The sequence below is a fragment of the Streptomyces sp. NPDC053076 genome, from assembly GCF_044546845.1.
Classification (GTDB): domain Bacteria; phylum Actinomycetota; class Actinomycetes; order Streptomycetales; family Streptomycetaceae; genus Streptomyces.
On record NZ_JBITZL010000008.1, the window covers coordinates 458,382 to 473,007 of the forward strand.

At 70.5% G+C, this 14,626-nt stretch carries 15 protein-coding genes; 9 read left to right on the top strand and 6 right to left on the bottom strand.

Annotated features, from left to right (window positions below; all coding sequences use genetic code 11):
- Nucleotides 1–9 precede the first annotated feature (9 nt).
- Together ACIGYR_RS30680 and ACIGYR_RS30685 are read right to left on the bottom strand one after the other, a co-directional pair.
- Nucleotides 10–810, bottom strand: coding sequence for a CPBP family intramembrane glutamic endopeptidase (locus ACIGYR_RS30680; RefSeq protein WP_391844090.1), 801 nt, complete (start codon nt 808–810; stop codon nt 10–12).
- A gap of 100 nt (nt 811–910) precedes the next feature.
- Nucleotides 911–2,428 (bottom strand): glutamate--cysteine ligase, encoded by a 1,518-nt coding sequence (locus ACIGYR_RS30685; protein ID WP_391843198.1) that lies wholly within the window; start codon nt 2,426–2,428, stop codon nt 911–913.
- A 571-nt stretch (nt 2,429–2,999) separates the two neighbouring features.
- Here ACIGYR_RS30685 and ACIGYR_RS30690 point away from each other — a divergent pair.
- Both ACIGYR_RS30690 and ACIGYR_RS30695 read left to right on the top strand, forming a co-directional pair.
- Nucleotides 3,000–3,599 carry a hypothetical protein gene (locus ACIGYR_RS30690; RefSeq protein ID WP_391843196.1) on the top strand — a complete coding sequence of 200 codons (600 nt, stop codon included), beginning with the start codon at nt 3,000–3,002 and terminating at the stop codon, nt 3,597–3,599.
- A 285-nt stretch (nt 3,600–3,884) separates the two neighbouring features.
- Nucleotides 3,885–4,091, top strand: coding sequence for a DUF5999 family protein (locus ACIGYR_RS30695; RefSeq protein WP_391844088.1), 207 nt, complete (start codon nt 3,885–3,887; stop codon nt 4,089–4,091).
- Between the two features lie 107 nt (nt 4,092–4,198).
- On the opposite strand, the gene ACIGYR_RS30700 is transcribed toward ACIGYR_RS30695, so the two are convergent.
- From ACIGYR_RS30700 to ACIGYR_RS30710, 3 genes are all read right to left on the bottom strand, one after another.
- The gene (locus tag ACIGYR_RS30700) at nt 4,199–4,963 is read right to left on the bottom strand and encodes a carbohydrate ABC transporter permease (RefSeq protein ID WP_399605275.1); all 765 of its coding nucleotides are present in this window, start codon (nt 4,961–4,963) and stop codon (nt 4,199–4,201) included.
- Nucleotides 4,964–5,028: 65 nt separating this feature from the next.
- Nucleotides 5,029–6,027, bottom strand: a complete 999-nt coding sequence (locus ACIGYR_RS30705; protein WP_399604823.1) for a carbohydrate ABC transporter permease — start codon at nt 6,025–6,027, stop codon at nt 5,029–5,031.
- A gap of 6 nt (nt 6,028–6,033) precedes the next feature.
- Nucleotides 6,034–7,329: an extracellular solute-binding protein gene (locus ACIGYR_RS30710; RefSeq protein ID WP_399604821.1), complete on the bottom strand. Its 1,296-nt coding sequence runs from the start codon at nt 7,327–7,329 to the stop codon at nt 6,034–6,036.
- A gap of 497 nt (nt 7,330–7,826) precedes the next feature.
- Between ACIGYR_RS30710 and ACIGYR_RS30715 the strand changes: the two genes are divergently transcribed.
- From ACIGYR_RS30715 to ACIGYR_RS30730, 4 genes are all read left to right on the top strand, one after another.
- Nucleotides 7,827–8,357 carry a universal stress protein gene (locus ACIGYR_RS30715; RefSeq protein WP_391843190.1) on the top strand — a complete coding sequence of 177 codons (531 nt, stop codon included), beginning with the start codon at nt 7,827–7,829 and terminating at the stop codon, nt 8,355–8,357.
- Between the two features lie 45 nt (nt 8,358–8,402).
- The gene (locus tag ACIGYR_RS30720) at nt 8,403–8,636 is read left to right on the top strand and encodes a hypothetical protein (RefSeq protein ID WP_399604818.1); all 234 of its coding nucleotides are present in this window, start codon (nt 8,403–8,405) and stop codon (nt 8,634–8,636) included.
- A 384-nt stretch (nt 8,637–9,020) separates the two neighbouring features.
- On the top strand, nt 9,021–10,979 hold the full coding sequence (locus tag ACIGYR_RS30725) for an amino acid transporter (RefSeq protein ID WP_399604816.1): 1,959 nt from the start codon (nt 9,021–9,023) through the stop codon (nt 10,977–10,979).
- Nucleotides 10,980–11,082: 103 nt separating this feature from the next.
- Entirely contained in the window at nt 11,083–11,478 is a 396-nt protein-coding gene (locus ACIGYR_RS30730; protein ID WP_391843186.1) for a molybdopterin-binding protein, read from the top strand.
- Between the two features lie 10 nt (nt 11,479–11,488).
- On the opposite strand, the gene ACIGYR_RS30735 is transcribed toward ACIGYR_RS30730, so the two are convergent.
- The gene (locus ACIGYR_RS30735) at nt 11,489–11,659 is read right to left on the bottom strand and encodes a hypothetical protein (protein ID WP_399605292.1); all 171 of its coding nucleotides are present in this window, start codon (nt 11,657–11,659) and stop codon (nt 11,489–11,491) included.
- A 203-nt stretch (nt 11,660–11,862) separates the two neighbouring features.
- Here ACIGYR_RS30735 and modA point away from each other — a divergent pair, with 203 nt between their 5' ends.
- The 3 genes from modA to ACIGYR_RS30750 are packed head-to-tail and all read left to right on the top strand — an operon-like array spanning nt 11,863 to nt 14,608.
- Entirely contained in the window at nt 11,863–12,684 is an 822-nt protein-coding gene (gene modA / locus ACIGYR_RS30740; protein ID WP_399604814.1) for a molybdate ABC transporter substrate-binding protein, read from the top strand.
- On the top strand, nt 12,681–13,541 hold the full coding sequence (modB, locus tag ACIGYR_RS30745; protein WP_399604812.1) for a molybdate ABC transporter permease subunit: 861 nt from the start codon (nt 12,681–12,683) through the stop codon (nt 13,539–13,541). The genes modA and modB overlap by 4 nt, the downstream gene beginning before the upstream one ends.
- Nucleotides 13,538–14,608, top strand: coding sequence for an ABC transporter ATP-binding protein (locus ACIGYR_RS30750; RefSeq protein WP_391843180.1), 1,071 nt, complete (start codon nt 13,538–13,540; stop codon nt 14,606–14,608). The genes modB and ACIGYR_RS30750 overlap by 4 nt, the downstream gene beginning before the upstream one ends.
- Nucleotides 14,609–14,626: the final 18 nt, after the last annotated feature.

Below are 14,626 nucleotides of genomic sequence, written 5' to 3' on the forward strand. Positions count from 1 at the left end.
CCCGTGCGCTCAGGCCGTCGGCAGCCAGCCCACCTTGCCCGCGAGGAGGGCGTAGCCGACGAAGGCGCCGATGTCGAGCAGGGAGTGCGCGACGACCAGCGGACCGACCCGGTTCCAGCGGCGGTACAGCCAGACGAACACCACGCCCATGACCATGTTGCCGAGGAAACCGCCGATGCCCTGGTAGAGGTGGTACGAGCCGCGCAGGACGGCGCTGGCCACCAGCGCGGTGCCCGGGGTCCAGCCCAACTGGCCCAGCCTGCGCAGCAGGTAGCCGACGACGATGACCTCTTCCAGGATCGCGTTCTGCATCGCGGAGAGGATCAGCACCGGGTACTTCCACCACACGTCCGGAAGTGCCTCGGGTACGACGGTGAGGTTGAAGCCGAGGCCGCGGGCGGCCAGGTAGAAGGCGATGCCGGTGCTGCCGATCACGGCCGCGATCCCGGCGCCCCGGGCCAGGTCGGGCCAGGGCCGGGTGCGGTCGAAGCCCAGGGTCCGCATGCTCCGGCCCTCGCGCAGCAGCAGGTGGGCGACGAGAGCCACGGGGACCAGCGCGGAGGCGATGCCGAAGAGCTGCCAGGCGAGGTCGAGCCACGGACGGCCGGGCGCGGCCGAGGCGTTGAGGGTGGCCGCCTGGTCCTTCAGACCGCCCGGCTTGGTGACCGAGCCGATGAAGCTGATCAGCGCGGACACTCCGCTCGCCCCGAGTGAGAGCCCGAGGACGAGCAGCGTCTCGTCCCGCAGGATCCGCCGCGGATCACGCTCCGGGGCCACGGATTCGCCCACCGCGTCAGCCTCCACCTGCACCCCTGCCTCCAGCCGGCTCACGGGCCACTGGCCCACCTTCGCCCGGCAAGGATCGCAGAAGGGTACGGCCACTCGCGGCCGCGCCCGGAGAAACCGGCCCTCAGCCGAGCGGCACCGCCTCCGGCAGCCCCACCGGCCACGTGTGCACCGGCTCGCCCACATGCATCAGCTCGGCATACCGGCGTGTCGTCGCCGCCAGGGCCGCCTCGCGGGAGAGCCCCTGCTCCAGTGCCCGGTGGAAGGTGGCCGCCTGCCAGGACGCGCCGTTGACCCGGCGCCGGCAGCGTTCCTCGATCACGCCCAGGTAGAGGTCCCGGTCGGCGGCCTCCACGCCCCACGCGTCCAGCCCGGCGGAGGCGAGCGGCAGCAGCTCGTCACGGATGAGTGTGACCGCGTCCACCTCGCCCGTGCCGCCGTACCGTCCCCGCCGGGGCCAGACGAAGCGCGCGTCGATGCCGTGCCGGCACGCCGCGTCGAAGTTCGCCTCGGCCGCGGCGAACGGCAGCCGCGTCCACACCGGCCGGGAGTCCTCGGCGAGGGCGCGGACGAGTCCGTAGTAGAAGGCCGCGTTGGCGATCACGTCGGTGATGGTCGGCCCGGCCGGCAGCACCCGGTTCTCCACCCTGAGGTGCGGAACGCCGTCCGCGATGCCGTACACCGGCCGGTTCCAGCGGTAGATCGTGCCGTTGTGCAGGACGAGTTCGGCGAGCCGGGGCACCCCGCCGGCCTCGATGACCTCCAGCGGCTCCTCGTCGTCGCAGATCGGCAGCAGCGCCGGGAAGTACCGCAGGTTCTCCTCGAACAGTTCGTAGGCGGAGGAGATCCACCGCTCGCCGAACCAGGTGCGCGGCCGTACGCCCTGCGCCTGCAGCTCGGGCGGCCTGGTGTCGGTGGACTGCAGGAACAGCGGGGGCCGGGACTCGCGCCACAGCTCGTGCCCGAAGAGGAACGGCGAGTTGGCGCCGACGGCGATCTGGGGGGCGGAGGCCACCTGGGCCGCGTTCCACACGTCCGCGAACCGTCCCGGGGTGACCTGGAGGTGCAGTTGCACGGAGGTGCACGCGGCCTCGGGGACGATCGACTTGGACGTGCAGACGAGGTGCTCCTCGCCCTCGATGTCGAGGCGGAAGTCCTCTCCGCGGGCGGCGACGATCTGGTCGTTGAGGAGGGTGTAGCGGTCGACCTCGGAGAGGTTGGAGGAGACCAGGTCGTCCCGGTCGAGGGTGGGCAGGATGCCGATCATCACGATGCCCGCGTCCACCTCGCCGGCCTTGCGGTCGGCGTAGGCGAGCGAGGTACGCAGCTCCTCGGCGAGCCGGTCGAATACCCGGCCGCCCAAGCGGTGCGGGGCGATGTTGACTTCCAGGTTGAACATGGCGAGTTCTGTTTGGAAATCGCGACTGGCGATCCGCTCCAGTACCTGCCCGTTCAACATTTTAGGCATGCCGTCGGACCCGGCGAGATTCAGTTCGATCTCGACTCCCATGAGGTTCTTGGGACGGTCGAATCGCTTCTCGCCCAACAGTCGCTCCAGTCCCGTCAAGCACTGCTGGAGCTTTTCGCGGTAGCGCTGGCGATCGGACAGATCGAACTGCCCCGCCACCACCTTCTCCCCCATCGAAGTGTCCCTCCTCGGATGGGCGGGCCGACGATCCGGCCGCCGGGCTCTCCCGGGTCAGGTGGGATGATGCCCAGCCGAAGCGATCGATAACGTCCCGCGCGGGGCCGCTGCCCGCTACTCTGTCGCAATGTTCCCGGCGGCACATTCACGAGGCATGCCGCAAGGTGCACCTTCGAGTGCCCCGAACGCCTCGTGAAAAACGCCGACGACAATCGGCCGACCGTTACCGGCGCGTATCGGGAGGTCAGACGCGGGGACCGGCTCGGAAATGGGGATGATTTCCGCAAATCGTCGGCGCAATTCAGCCTTGCCTCGCGAACCGGAATCGGATAGCCGAAACATCGGCCGAACACGCGTCGTATAAACTTCGCTCACAAGGCAGAAGGTGGCAGCCTCGGTCCTGGTTTCCGAGGAGTTCCTGCCGCCCCGGTTGACGGGCGGCAGACCGAGCCGCACCCTCGTTCACACCGACCTGGGCCCCCACCTCTCCGGCCTTCCGTGAGCAGACAGCGCCGTCCGCCCCACCCCTCCTCGCGCCGCCGCGCCTGTCAGATGAGAGGCGACCCACATGCCGCTGCACGTGCCCCCTGCCCCCGCGCCTGCCCTGCGCTCCGTCCTCACCGCCCTCGGCTCGCCCACCGCGGTCCGCGAGGCCCGCACCCCCTCCCTGCGCGCCGCGCAGGGGCCGACGACACCGGAACTCCCGCTCCCCGTCCACGTGCTGGACCGGATCACCGCGCAAGGTCTGTCCTCGACCCGGCTGGCCGGCTGGCGCTTCCTGATCCGGTGCGGCGATCGCGCGGTGGCCGCGGCCGAGACCATGCTCACTCCCGACGGCTGGGCCTTCTCGCACTTCTTCGAGGGTCCGTACGTCGTCTCCACCGAGCGCGCGCTGCAACAGGCCGAAGCGCTGCCACAGCCGTACCAGGCGCGACTGCTGTCCGTGCCCGGTCTGTACATGCTCACCTTGTGGCTGCACGGGGACTGCTCCGGCGACGGCACGGAGGGCCATCCGGCCGCCACCGACCTGCTCGTCCCACTGGCGCCGGCCCCTCCCGGCATCTCGGCCCACCGGCCCTTCCGGGTCGCCGAGTTGCTTCCGGTACTGACCCATCGGGCGACTCCTCTTCCCCTGCTCGGCTCGCCTGTGCTCGGCTCGCCCGCCTGATCGACGCCCGCGTACCCCGCTGCCCGGAAGGGAAGCGGGGTACGACTGTTTTTTCGTCGGTCCGCGCCACCCGCCATCCGGACTAGTCCTATCCGACCACTGCGAACCACCCAAAGTGACAGTGCAGTTGGACTGAACCGTCCGCGCGGGTGACGCGTCATGAACCTATGAGAAGCGGTGCTGTGAAATCCCTGCGGAATGACTCGCGGAGGACAACACTGGTTGCAGACCGACTCTTCATCACGGGGGACGGACATGATCACAACAGACCGAGAGATCCCGCCCATGTGCCAGCACCAGCCGCCCTGCCCGCCAGCCGAATCCGCCGACCGGGAGTGTGCCCGCCTCGTGGCGCACCACCCGGAACAGGGATGGAGCCTGCTGTGCAACGGCGTCCTGCTCTTCGAGGACACCGGCGAGCTGCTGCCCGACGGCCGCATCATCGCCCCGCACCGTCCGCTCGGTGCGGATCAGGTGATGACCGCCGCCTGAGCACGGCACAGTGACCCGAGGGGCCGGCCGCACGCATCCCGGTGCGACCGGCCCCGACGCATGCCCGAAGGTGGCCGCGGACCGTGGCCGGACACCAGGCGAGAGGGCTATCCCTTGGTGGCCCCTGCGGTGAGACCGCCGACCAGCTGGCGTTCGGCGACCGTGTAGAAGGCGAGGGCGGGGACCATGGCCAGGACGAGATAGGCGAAGACGCGGGCATATTCCGCCGAGTACTGCCCCTGGAACTGCTGGACACCGATGGGCAGCGTCCACCAGGTGCTGTCGGTGAACACCAGCAGCGGCAGGAAGAAGTTGTTCCAGCTGGTGACCACCGCCAGCACCGAGACCGTGCCGAGCGCCGGCCGGGCCATGGGCAGCAGCACCCGCCAGAAGAACCCGAAGGCGGTGCATCCGTCGAGCGTGGCCGCCTCTTCCAGTTCGCCGGGGATCTCCCGGAAGAAGCCCCGCAGGATGATGATCGTCATCGGCAGCCCGAAGGCGGCCTGCGGGAGGACCACACCCAGCGGGTTGTCCAGCAGACCCACATGGCGCAGCAGCAGGAACAGCGGCAGGGCGGCCACGGCGAAGGGGAACATCAGCCCCATCGTGAAGACGGTGAACAGCACCTCCCGGCCGCGGAAGGCGAACCGCGCGAAGGAGAAGGCCGCGAGCGCGGACACGGCGACCACCAGCACGGTCGTGCCCACCGCGATCAGCGTGCTGTTGCCGACCAGCCGCCAGAAGTCGCCCGAGCCGAGGATGCCGGTGTAGTTGCCGGTCAGCCAGTGCTCGGGCATCCCGAAGGGGTTGCGGGAGAGTTCGTCGGTGGACTTGAAACCCGACAGCACGGCGTACAGCAGGGGCACGGCCATCAGCGCGCCGACCGCGACGAGGATCCCGTGCAGCGGCAGGGCCCGTACGGCCCTGGTCTTCCGGGTCACTTGCCGTCCCCCCTCATCGTCGTGGTGGCGCCCTCGAGGTCGCGGCGGAGCACGAACCGCTGGTAGGCGAGGGCGAAGACGAGGCAGATACCGAACATGACCACGCTGATCGCGCTGGCGTAGCCGGCCTGGTAGCGCCTGAAGCCGAACTGGAACATCGTCACGGCCATCGTCTCGGAGTGGTGGTCCGGGCCGCCCTGGGTGATCACCCAGACCAGGTCGAACAGCTGGATCGACCCGATCACGGAAAGGAAGACGCTGATACGCAGGGTCGGTGCGAGCAGCGGCAGCGTGACGTTGCGGAACCGCTGCCAGGCATTGGCGCCGTCGATCAGTGCCGCCTCGGTCAACTCGGGCGGGACGGACTGCAGTCCGGCCAGGTAGAGCATCATGTGGAAGCCGAAGTACTTCCAGGTCATGACGAGGAAGAGGACCGCCATGACCGAGGAGGGGTCGGCGAACCACTCACCGCCCAGACCGTCCAGTCCGACGGCGCCCAGGACGTGGTCGGCCAGTCCGTCCTCCGGGGCGAAGACCATGCTGAACAGCACGCCGGTGATGGCCTCGGACAGGACGTACGGCGCGAAGAACAGCATCCGGTACACGGCCCGGCCCCGCAGCCGCTGGTTGAGCAGCACCGCCATGGCGAGCGCGAAGGGCAGTTGGAGCGCGAGCGAGAGCACGACCAGGACCAGGCAGCGCCACAGGTCGCCCAGGAAGACGTCGTCCTGGAAGAGTTGGGTGAAGTTGTCGCCGCCGGTGTAGTCGGAGGGCATGCCGAAGCCGCCCCAGCGGAAGAAGGCGGCGTACAGCGCGAACAGCATCGGCAGCAGCACCAGCGCGATGAACAGCACCAGCGCCGGCAGTTGGAAGCCGACCGCGGTGAGCCAGTTCAGCACGCGCCGCCGGGACCGCCCACGGGCCGCGCGTACGGCCGGGGGCGGCGGGCCGACGGCCGGGCCGCCGCGTTTGTCCGGGAGGAAGGTGGAGGTCATCGCCGCTTACTGCGCTTCCTTGGCGGTCCTGGTGATGGATCGCGCGACCTGTTCCGGTGACTTGGACCCGGCGACGAGCGCGGCAACGCTGTCGTTGACCTCCTGGCCAACGGCGGGCGCGTACGCCTGGTCGAGGTAGAGCTGGAAGCCGGTGGCGGCCTTCAACTGCGTCTGCACGGCCTTGAGGTTGGGGTCGGTGAGGACGCTCTCGGCGGCCGGGACGACCGGCAGGACCCCGGTCCTCTTCACCAGTTCCCGGTCAGTGGTCTCGGTGGCGAAGAACCTCAGGAAGTCGGCGGCGGCCTCGGGGGCTCCGCTGCGCAGGGCGTGACCGCCGCCTCCGCCGAACACCTCGGTGATCTTCCCGTTGCCGCCCTCGACCTCGGGGAAGGGGAAGAAGCCCAGCTTCGCGCCGAGACCCTTGCCCGCGTCCGCCTCCACGACCGGGGCCCACTGCCCCATGAGTTCCATCGCCGCCTTGCCGTTGCCGACGGTGGCGGCCTGGCCGGTCGGGGTGGAGTAGGCGGCGCCGAGGAAGCCCTTCTGGAACGGCTGGAGGGCGACCAGCTCCTTCAGGTGCTCTCCGGACTCGACGAATCCGGCGCCGGTGAAGTCCTTGCTGTCGGCGGCCTGCCGGAGCGCCTCGACACCGGCCGTGCGCATCGCCAGGTACGCCCAGTAGTACATCTCGGGCCACTTCTCCTTGCCCGCCAGGGCGAGGGGGGTGACACCCGCCGACTTCAGCTTGCTCACCGCGTCCAGGAGGCCGCTCCAGGTCGTCGGCGGCGCACCGATCCCGGCCTTCTCGAAGAGCGCCTTGTTGTACCAGAACCCGACCATGCCGATGTCGAACGGGATGCCGTACGCCTTGCCGTCCAGGAGGTACGGCTCCTTCGCGACCGGCAGCAGCCCGTCGGCCCAGCTCTTGGTGCTGTCGGTGAGGTCCTCGACGAGCCCCGCGTCGACCTGCTGCTTCAGGACGCCGCCGCCCCAGGTGTGGAAGATGTCCGGCAGTTTCCCGGAGGCGGTCAGCGCGGTCATCTTCGACTTGTAGGCGTCGTTCTCCAGTTGCACGATCTTGACCTTGACCTTGGGGTGCTGGGCCTCGAACTTCTTGGCGAGGCCGGCCCAGACGGTCTTGGTCGGTTCCGTGGTCGAGATGTTCCACCACTCGATGGTGGTCGTCCCCGAGGACGACCCTCCGTCCGAGCCTCCGCCGCAGCCGCTGAGCGCAGTCGCACCGAGACCGGCGGCGACGGAGGCCGTGAGGAAGCCGCGGCGGGACAGTGCAGGGTCGCCCATCATGTGCTCCTTCGAAACTTTCGCAGTTGCTTCGGAGAGGGTTCCGACCAAGAAGGCGGGCACCACCGAGGGTCGCCGAACTGTCCGCCGGAACACGGTGGAGCCGAAACATTCGACTGATTTACCGAACGTTCCGAACCGCGACTCTAGAAAGGCGCGTGGGGAGCGTCAAGATGTCGCACACGAGGGGGCGGAGCGCGGCCGAACCGGTCGAAGGCGGCGCGACCCTCGGTGACGCACCCGCCGATGACCGTCCGCGGTGCGAACCGAGGACGACGGGGTCGCCGCGGATCCGCGCGCTCGCCTCCGCAAGGGAGCCGAAACTTTCGGCTCGGGCGCCGAACCTCAGCGGCAGAAGTGGGCTGTGGGGTGTGTCCGAGCTGTCCGGCTGGTCGAATCGCCGGTGCGGGAGTGGGATGGAGAAAGGGAGGCGGAGTCCTTGCGGACGGGCGCGCCGCGGGTGCACCCCGCAGGCGCCCGCGCGGAACGGTGGAAGCATGTCCGGTTACGAGACCCCGGCGGTCGCGCGAGTGGTGGTCGGCGTGAGCGGATCCCTGGGCAGCGTCACGGCCTTGCGGCGGGCCACCGCGCTCGCCCGCCGAGTGGGCGCGCAGCTGTGGCCGGTGTTGGCCTGGGAACCACCGGGCGGGGACTCCGCCGCGCGGCGTTCCCCCGCCGCCGGTCTGCCGGTCGGGGAGTGGCAGCGACTGGCCAAGCAGCGGCTGGCCTCGGTGCTCGAGGAGATCTTCGGCACGGAGGGGCCCGGGGTGCCGATGCACCCCGTCGTCGTGCGCGGCGCCCCGGGCCCGGCCCTGGTGGCGACCGCGGACCGGGACGACGACGTGCTGGTCGTGGGCGCGGGGCGGCGCGGTCTGCGGCGGGCCTTCGCGGGCCGGGTCTCCCGGCACTGCCTGGCCCACGCGGTCTGCCCCGTCCTGGCGGTACCCCCGTCCCCGCTGCAGTCCGAGCTGCTGTCCGTACACCGGCGCTGCACATGGCACCTGCGCATCGACACCCGGGGCCTGTGAGAGACACCGCGACCACACCTCGGCGCTGTGCGAGGACACCGTCCGGTGGACGGCGTGAGCCGGCGGCTGGTGCTGCTCGACGCCCTCGGCGACCGGGTCGAGATCGATCCCGAGGTGCTGATCGGCAACCCGGACCTGTGGTACCGGCTCGACGAGGGCGCCCGCCGCACCGAGGCGACCGGCACCCTGCTGTGCGGCAGGACCGCCCTGCGCCGGCTGGCCCACCACCTCGACAGCGAAACGGCCCTGGAGGTGTTCAGGGCGTCCGGCATGGAGTGATGGGCCAGGCGTCCGGCAGGGAATGACGGATCCAGTACGGGATCAGCTGGTCGTCGGGCGTGGAGCAGCGGCCACGCGCTGGGCGAGCGGGTGGCTCCGGCCGTCGTAGGCCATGACGCTCGGTGGTCGTAGGCCATGACGCTCGTGGCCGTCCGTCAGCCGTCCGGCCGGCCCCGGTCCGGTCACCCGTTCGGTCCCGCCGCGAGGCCACGGCCCCCGGCCTCCCCTTCTTCGCGCGGTCTCTCCGCCGCCAGGCGATTCTTAACGCAGGCTTGACGCCTCCGACCCCGTGATCCGTGGGCCCGAGCGTCACGCTCTGCTTACGCTGGTGCCGCCGTCCGCGTGATGGCCGGAAAGAGCTGAGCCGCACGTCAGGAGCACGCGATGGCCACGATCGAGCGCCCTCCCAGTACCAGCCGCCTGCGCGCCTGGATGCTGGAGGGCCTGTCCGACATGGGCAAGGGCGGTGGGCACACCGGACCGCACGCCGAGCCGGAGCCCCCGCACCAGGGACAGCGCTGGTGGCGGGTGATGTGCCTGACCGGTGTCGACTACTTCTCCACCCTCGGCTACCAGCCCGGCATCGCGGCCCTGGCGGCCGGCCTGCTGTCACCGATCGCGACGATCGTGCTGGTCGTCGTGACCCTGGCCGGCGCCCTGCCGGTCTACCGGCGGGTGTCCGAGGAGAGCCCGCGCGGCGAGGGCTCCATCGCGATGCTGGAGCGGCTGCTGTCGTTCTGGCAGGGCAAGCTCTTCGTGCTCACCCTGCTGGGCTTCGCGGCGACCGACTTCCTGATCACCATCACGCTCTCGGCCGCCGACGCCTCCACCCACCTGGTGGAGAACCCGCACCTCACCGGCACCCTGCACGGCCATCAGATGGTGATCACCCTGTTCCTGGTGGCCCTGCTCGGCGCGGTGTTCCTCAAGGGCTTCCTGGAGGCGATCGGCGTCGCGGTCGCCCTGGTCGGCATCTACCTCGCGCTCAACGTCGTCGTCGTGATCGTCGGCCTGTGGCACGTCGTCACCGCCGGGCATGTCGTCACCGACTGGAGCAGCGCTCTGACCGCGGAGCACGGAAACGTCTTCGTGATGATCGGTGTCGCGCTGATCGTCTTCCCGAAACTCGCCCTCGGTCTGTCCGGTTTCGAGACCGGCGTCGCCGTCATGCCCCACGTCCAGGGCGACCCGGGCGACACCGAGCAGCGGCCCGCCGGCCGGATCAGGGACACCAAGAAGCTCCTGACCACGGCCGCGCTGATCATGAGCTGCTTCCTGATCGCCACCAGCTTCATCACCACGCTGCTGATCCCGGAGAAGGAGTTCAAGCCGGGCGGCGCGGCCAACGGCCGCGCGCTCGCCTACCTCTCGCACGAGTACATCGGCAGCGGCTTCGGCACGGTGTACGACGTCTCGACCATCGCCATCCTGTGGTTCGCGGGCGCCTCGGCCATGGCCGGCCTGCTCAACCTGATGCCGCGCTATCTGCCCCGCTACGGCATGGCCCCGCACTGGGCGCGGGCGGTCCGCCCGATGGTCATCGTCTTCACGCTGGTCGCCTTCCTGGTGACCTGGATCTTCGACGCCAACGTCGACAAGCAGGGCAGCGCCTACGCCACCGGTGTGCTGGTGCTGATCAGCTCGGCGGCGATCGCGGTGACCATCGCCGCGCACAAGGCGGATCAGCGGGGCTGGACCATCGGGTTCGGGGTGATCGCGGCGGTGTTCCTGTACACGACCGTGGTGAACGTCATCGAGCGCCCGGACGGTGTGAAGATCGGCGCCTGCTTCATCGCGGGCATCATGCTGGTCTCGCTGCTGTCCCGGCTGGCCCGTGCCTTCGAGCTGCGCGTGACGAGCGTGACGCTCGATCCGATGGCGGAACGTTTCATCCGGGACATGGCCAGCCGGAAGATACGGTTCATCGCCAATGAGCCGGGCCACCGCGACAAGGCGGAGTACCGCGACAAGGTCGAGCAGATCCGCGCCGACAACGACATGCCCGAGCAGGAGGACTTCGTCTTCGCCGAGGTCACCGTCACCGACCCGTCCGAGTTCGAGGCGGGACTGACCGTGCGCGGCGAGGTGCTGCACGGCCGCTACCGGGTGCTGACACTGGAGTCCGCCTCCATCCCGAACGCCCTCGCCGCGCTGCTGCTGCACGTCCGTGACGTCACGGGCTGCACCCCGCACATCTACTTCGAGTGGACCGAGGGCAGTCCGTTCGCCAACTTCCTGCGCTTCTTCCTCTTCGGCCAGGGCGAGGTCGCCCCGGTCACCCGCGAGGTACTGCGCGAGGCGGAACCGAACCGGGAGCGAAGGCCGCGGGTGCACACCGGCTGAGACCGGGGCACGGAACCGGGCGCGCACTGGAGTCGTATCGCGTTACACCCGACGGCCAACCCCACGTCCAGGGTTCCCGGTCCTTGGCCCTATCGTGACCGGCATGCAGTCCTACACGATCGGCCAGGCCGCGCGGCTGCTCGGCGTCAGCCCGGACACCGCCCGCCGCTGGGCCGACGCCGGCCGTGTGGCCACCCACCGCGACGAGGCCGGACGACGGCTCATCGACGGCCGGGACCTCGCCGCGTTCTCCGTCGAGCTGGCCAAGGGCGGCGGTGGCGAGGACGACGCCTCGCACACCTCCGTGCGCAACGCCTTCCCCGGCATCGTCACCGCGATCAAGCTCGGCGACGTCGCCGCGCAGGTGGAGATCCAGGCGGGCCCGCACCGGCTCGTCTCGCTGCTGACCCGGGAAGCCGTCGAGGAGCTGGGCCTGGAGGTCGGTATGGAGGCCACCGCGCGCGTGAAGTCCACGAACGTGCACATCGACCGCGTCTGACCCGGCGCGTTCAGAGCACGTCGTACAGGCGCGGGCCGGCGAACCGGTGGTGCTGGACACCGCTGGTCGCGCAGTCGAAGCTGACGTCCGCCCGGTGCTGCGGCCGGCGCAGCAGATCCGGCACGGTCATCCGGGCCGGTGGTACCAGATCGCCGGTCAGGGCGAGTTCCGTGAGCGTCACCGTCGACCACCTCCCGCAGCACCGTACCCGCCCGGCAGGGCCGTACAAACGCACATGCAAGCTACAAGTCGCGGGTGCGCAGCTCATGCGATGCGACAGGAGACTTTCACCTGGCAGATGCGGCAGTATCATCGCCGCACGGCCGATGCCCGGCCGTGCCTGGGCGCGACCGTTGTCCCTCAGAACCCGAGGAGTGATCAGTGATGACCCGTTCCGTGCGCCGGACCCGCCGGATACTCCAGCTGGCCGGTGCGGGGGCCGCCGCCCTGATGGCACTCAGCGCCTGCTCCTCCTCGTCGGACTCGAAGGACGCGGCCGCTTCCCCGGACGCGTCGACCTCCCTGAAGCTGTCCGGCGACGTCACCGTGTTCGCCGCGGCCTCCCTGAAGGAGAGCTTCTCGGCCCTGGGCAAGGAGTTCGAGAACAAGCACCCCGGCACCAAGATCAGCTTCAACTTCGGCGGCAGTGACACCCTCGCCGCCAGCATCACCGGCGGCGCCCCGGCGGACGTCTTCGCCGCCGCCAGCCCCAGGACGATGAAGATCGTGACGGACAAGGGCGACGCGACCGGCACCCCGGCCACCTTCGTCCGCAACCAGCTGGAGATCGCCACCCTGCCGGGCAACCCCGACAAGGTGTCCTCCCTGAAGGACCTGACCACATCCGGTCTGAAGGTCGTCCTGTGCGACAAGACCGTGCCGTGCGGCGCCGCCGTGCAGAAGGCCCTGGACGCCGGCAAGCTCAAGCTCACCCCGGCCTCCTACGAGCAGGACGTCAAGAGCGCCCTGAACAAGGTGGAACTGAAGGAGGCCGACGCGGCCGTCGTCTACAAGACCGATGTGAAGGCCGCGGGTGGCAAGGTGGAGGGCGTGGAGTTCCCCGAGTCCGCCAAGGCGATCAACGACTACCCGATCGCCCTGCTGAAGAACGCGCCGAACGCCGAGACCGCCAAGGCGTTCATCGCTCTCGTGCGGTCCGCCGAGGGCCAGAAGGTGCTGAGCGAGGCCGGGTTCCTCAAGCCGTGACCTCGCTCGACAAGCCCGGCGTCACAGCCGGCCCCCGCACGGGCCGGCCGCGGCGTCGCAGCGTCGGCGCGGGGATCCGACGCGGGGTGCCGTTGCCGCTGCTGCTGCCCGGCCTGCTGGCGCTGGCGTTCCTGCTGCTGCCCCTGCTCGCGCTGCTCGTCCGCGCGCCCTGGCGCAGCCTGCCGGACCAGCTGACCAGCACCGAGGTGTGGCAGGCGCTCCAGCTTTCCCTGTTCAGCGCCACCGCGGCGACCGCCGTCAGCCTCGTCCTCGGCGTGCCGCTGGCGTGGTTGATTGCCCGTACGGAGTTTCCCGGCCGGGGCCTGGTACGGGCCCTGGTGACCCTCCCGCTCGTGCTGCCGCCGGTGGTGGGCGGTGTGGCACTGCTGCTCGCGCTGGGCCGCAACGGCGTCATCGGCAAGTGGCTCGACGCCTGGTTCGGGATCACCCTGCCGTTCACCACCACCGGGGTCGTGATCGCGGAGGCGTTCGTGGCGATGCCGTTCCTGGTGATCAGCGTCGAGGGCACCCTGCGCGCCGCCGACCCGCGCTACGAGGAGGCGGCCACCACACTGGGCGCGTCCCGCTTCACCGCGTTCCGGCGCGTCACGCTGCCGCTGATCGCGCCCGGCGTCGCGGCCGGCGCGGTGCTGGCCTGGGCCCGGGCACTCGGCGAGTTCGGCGCGACGATCACGTTCGCGGGCAACTTCCCCGGCCGCACCCAGACCATGCCCCTCGCGGTGTACCTCGCGCTGCAGAACGACCCCGAGGCCGCCGTCGCCCTCAGCCTGGTACTGCTCGCCGTGTCGATCGCGGTACTGGCGGGGCTCAGGGACCGCTGGATGACGACATCATGACGGACAGCCGCCGTACGGCACCCGACGGCGCCGGCCTGGACGCCCACCTCGTGGTCCGCCGCGCCGCCTTCCGCCTGGACATCACCCTGACCGCGGCCCCCGGAGACGTCGTCGCCCTCCTCGGCCCCAACGGTGCCGGAAAGACCACCGCCCTGCGCGCCCTCGCCGGTCTCACCCCTCTCACCGACGGCCACCTGTGCCTGGACGGCACCTCGTTGGAGGACACTCCTCCGGAGTCCCGTCCGGTCGGCGTGGTCTTCCAGGACTATCTGCTCTTCCCGCACCTGTCCGCCCTGGACAACGTCGCCTTCGGCCCCCGCTGCCGGGGCGCGAGCAGGACCGAGGCCCGGGCCCAGGCCGCGGCCTGGCTGGAGCGGATGGGCCTGGCGGCCCACGCGGGCGTCAAACCGCGCCGCCTCTCCGGCGGCCAGGCCCAGCGCGTGGCCCTCGCCCGCGCCCTGGCCACCCGGCCCCGGCTGCTGCTCCTGGACGAGCCGCTGGCGGCCCTGGACGCCCGAACCCGGCTGGAGGTGCGCGCCCAGCTCCGCCACCATCTGGCCGAGTTCGAGGCGGTCTCCGTGCTGGTCACCCACGACCCGCTGGACGCCATGGTGCTCGCGGACCGGCTGGTGGTCGTGGAGCACGGCCGCGTCGTGCAGGAGGGCACCCCCGCCGACATCGCCCGGCATCCACGCACGGACTACATCGCGCAGCTCGTCGGCCTCAACCTCTACCGCGGGCAGGCCGCCGGGCACACGGTACGGCTCGACGAGGGGCCCGCGATCACGACCACCGAGGAGTTGTCCGGACCGGTCTTCGTGGCGTTCCCGCCGTCCGCGGTGACCCTGTTCCGTGACCGGCCCTCCGGCGCCAGCGCCCGCAACCTGTGGCGCTGCGAGGTCGCCGGGCTGGAGACCCACGGCGACCAGATCCGCGCCGACCTCGCCGGCGAACTGCCGCTCGCCGCCGACCTGACGACGGTCGCCGCCGCCGAGCTGGACCTGCATCCGGGTGCGTCGGTCTGGGCGACGGTCAAAGCGACGCAGACCCACGCATACCTGGCCTGACCGGACCGGAGCTCTACC

Bases quoted from the DNA above. Each gene is read 5' to 3' on its own strand.
- ACIGYR_RS30685 (WP_391843198.1), bottom strand. From the start codon at position 2,428: ATGGGGGAGAAGGTGGTGGCGGGGCAGTTCGATCTGTCCGATCGCCAG.
- ACIGYR_RS30730 (WP_391843186.1), top strand. From the start codon at position 11,083: ATGCAGTCCTACACGATCGGCCAGGCCGCGCGGCTGCTCGGCGTCAGC.
- ACIGYR_RS30715 (WP_391843190.1), top strand. From the start codon at position 7,827: ATGTCCGGTTACGAGACCCCGGCGGTCGCGCGAGTGGTGGTCGGCGTG.
- ACIGYR_RS30710 (WP_399604821.1), bottom strand. From the start codon at position 7,329: ATGGGCGACCCTGCACTGTCCCGCCGCGGCTTCCTCACGGCCTCCGTC.
- ACIGYR_RS30690 (WP_391843196.1), top strand. From the start codon at position 3,000: ATGCCGCTGCACGTGCCCCCTGCCCCCGCGCCTGCCCTGCGCTCCGTC.
- modA (WP_399604814.1), top strand. From the start codon at position 11,863: ATGACCCGTTCCGTGCGCCGGACCCGCCGGATACTCCAGCTGGCCGGT.
- ACIGYR_RS30700 (WP_399605275.1), bottom strand. From the start codon at position 4,963: ATGGCCGTGCCCCTGCTGTACGCCGTGCTGTCGGGTTTCAAGTCCACC.
- ACIGYR_RS30695 (WP_391844088.1), top strand. From the start codon at position 3,885: ATGTGCCAGCACCAGCCGCCCTGCCCGCCAGCCGAATCCGCCGACCGG.
- ACIGYR_RS30750 (WP_391843180.1), top strand. From the start codon at position 13,538: ATGACGGACAGCCGCCGTACGGCACCCGACGGCGCCGGCCTGGACGCC.
- ACIGYR_RS30705 (WP_399604823.1), bottom strand. From the start codon at position 6,027: ATGACCTCCACCTTCCTCCCGGACAAACGCGGCGGCCCGGCCGTCGGC.
- ACIGYR_RS30725 (WP_399604816.1), top strand. From the start codon at position 9,021: ATGGCCACGATCGAGCGCCCTCCCAGTACCAGCCGCCTGCGCGCCTGG.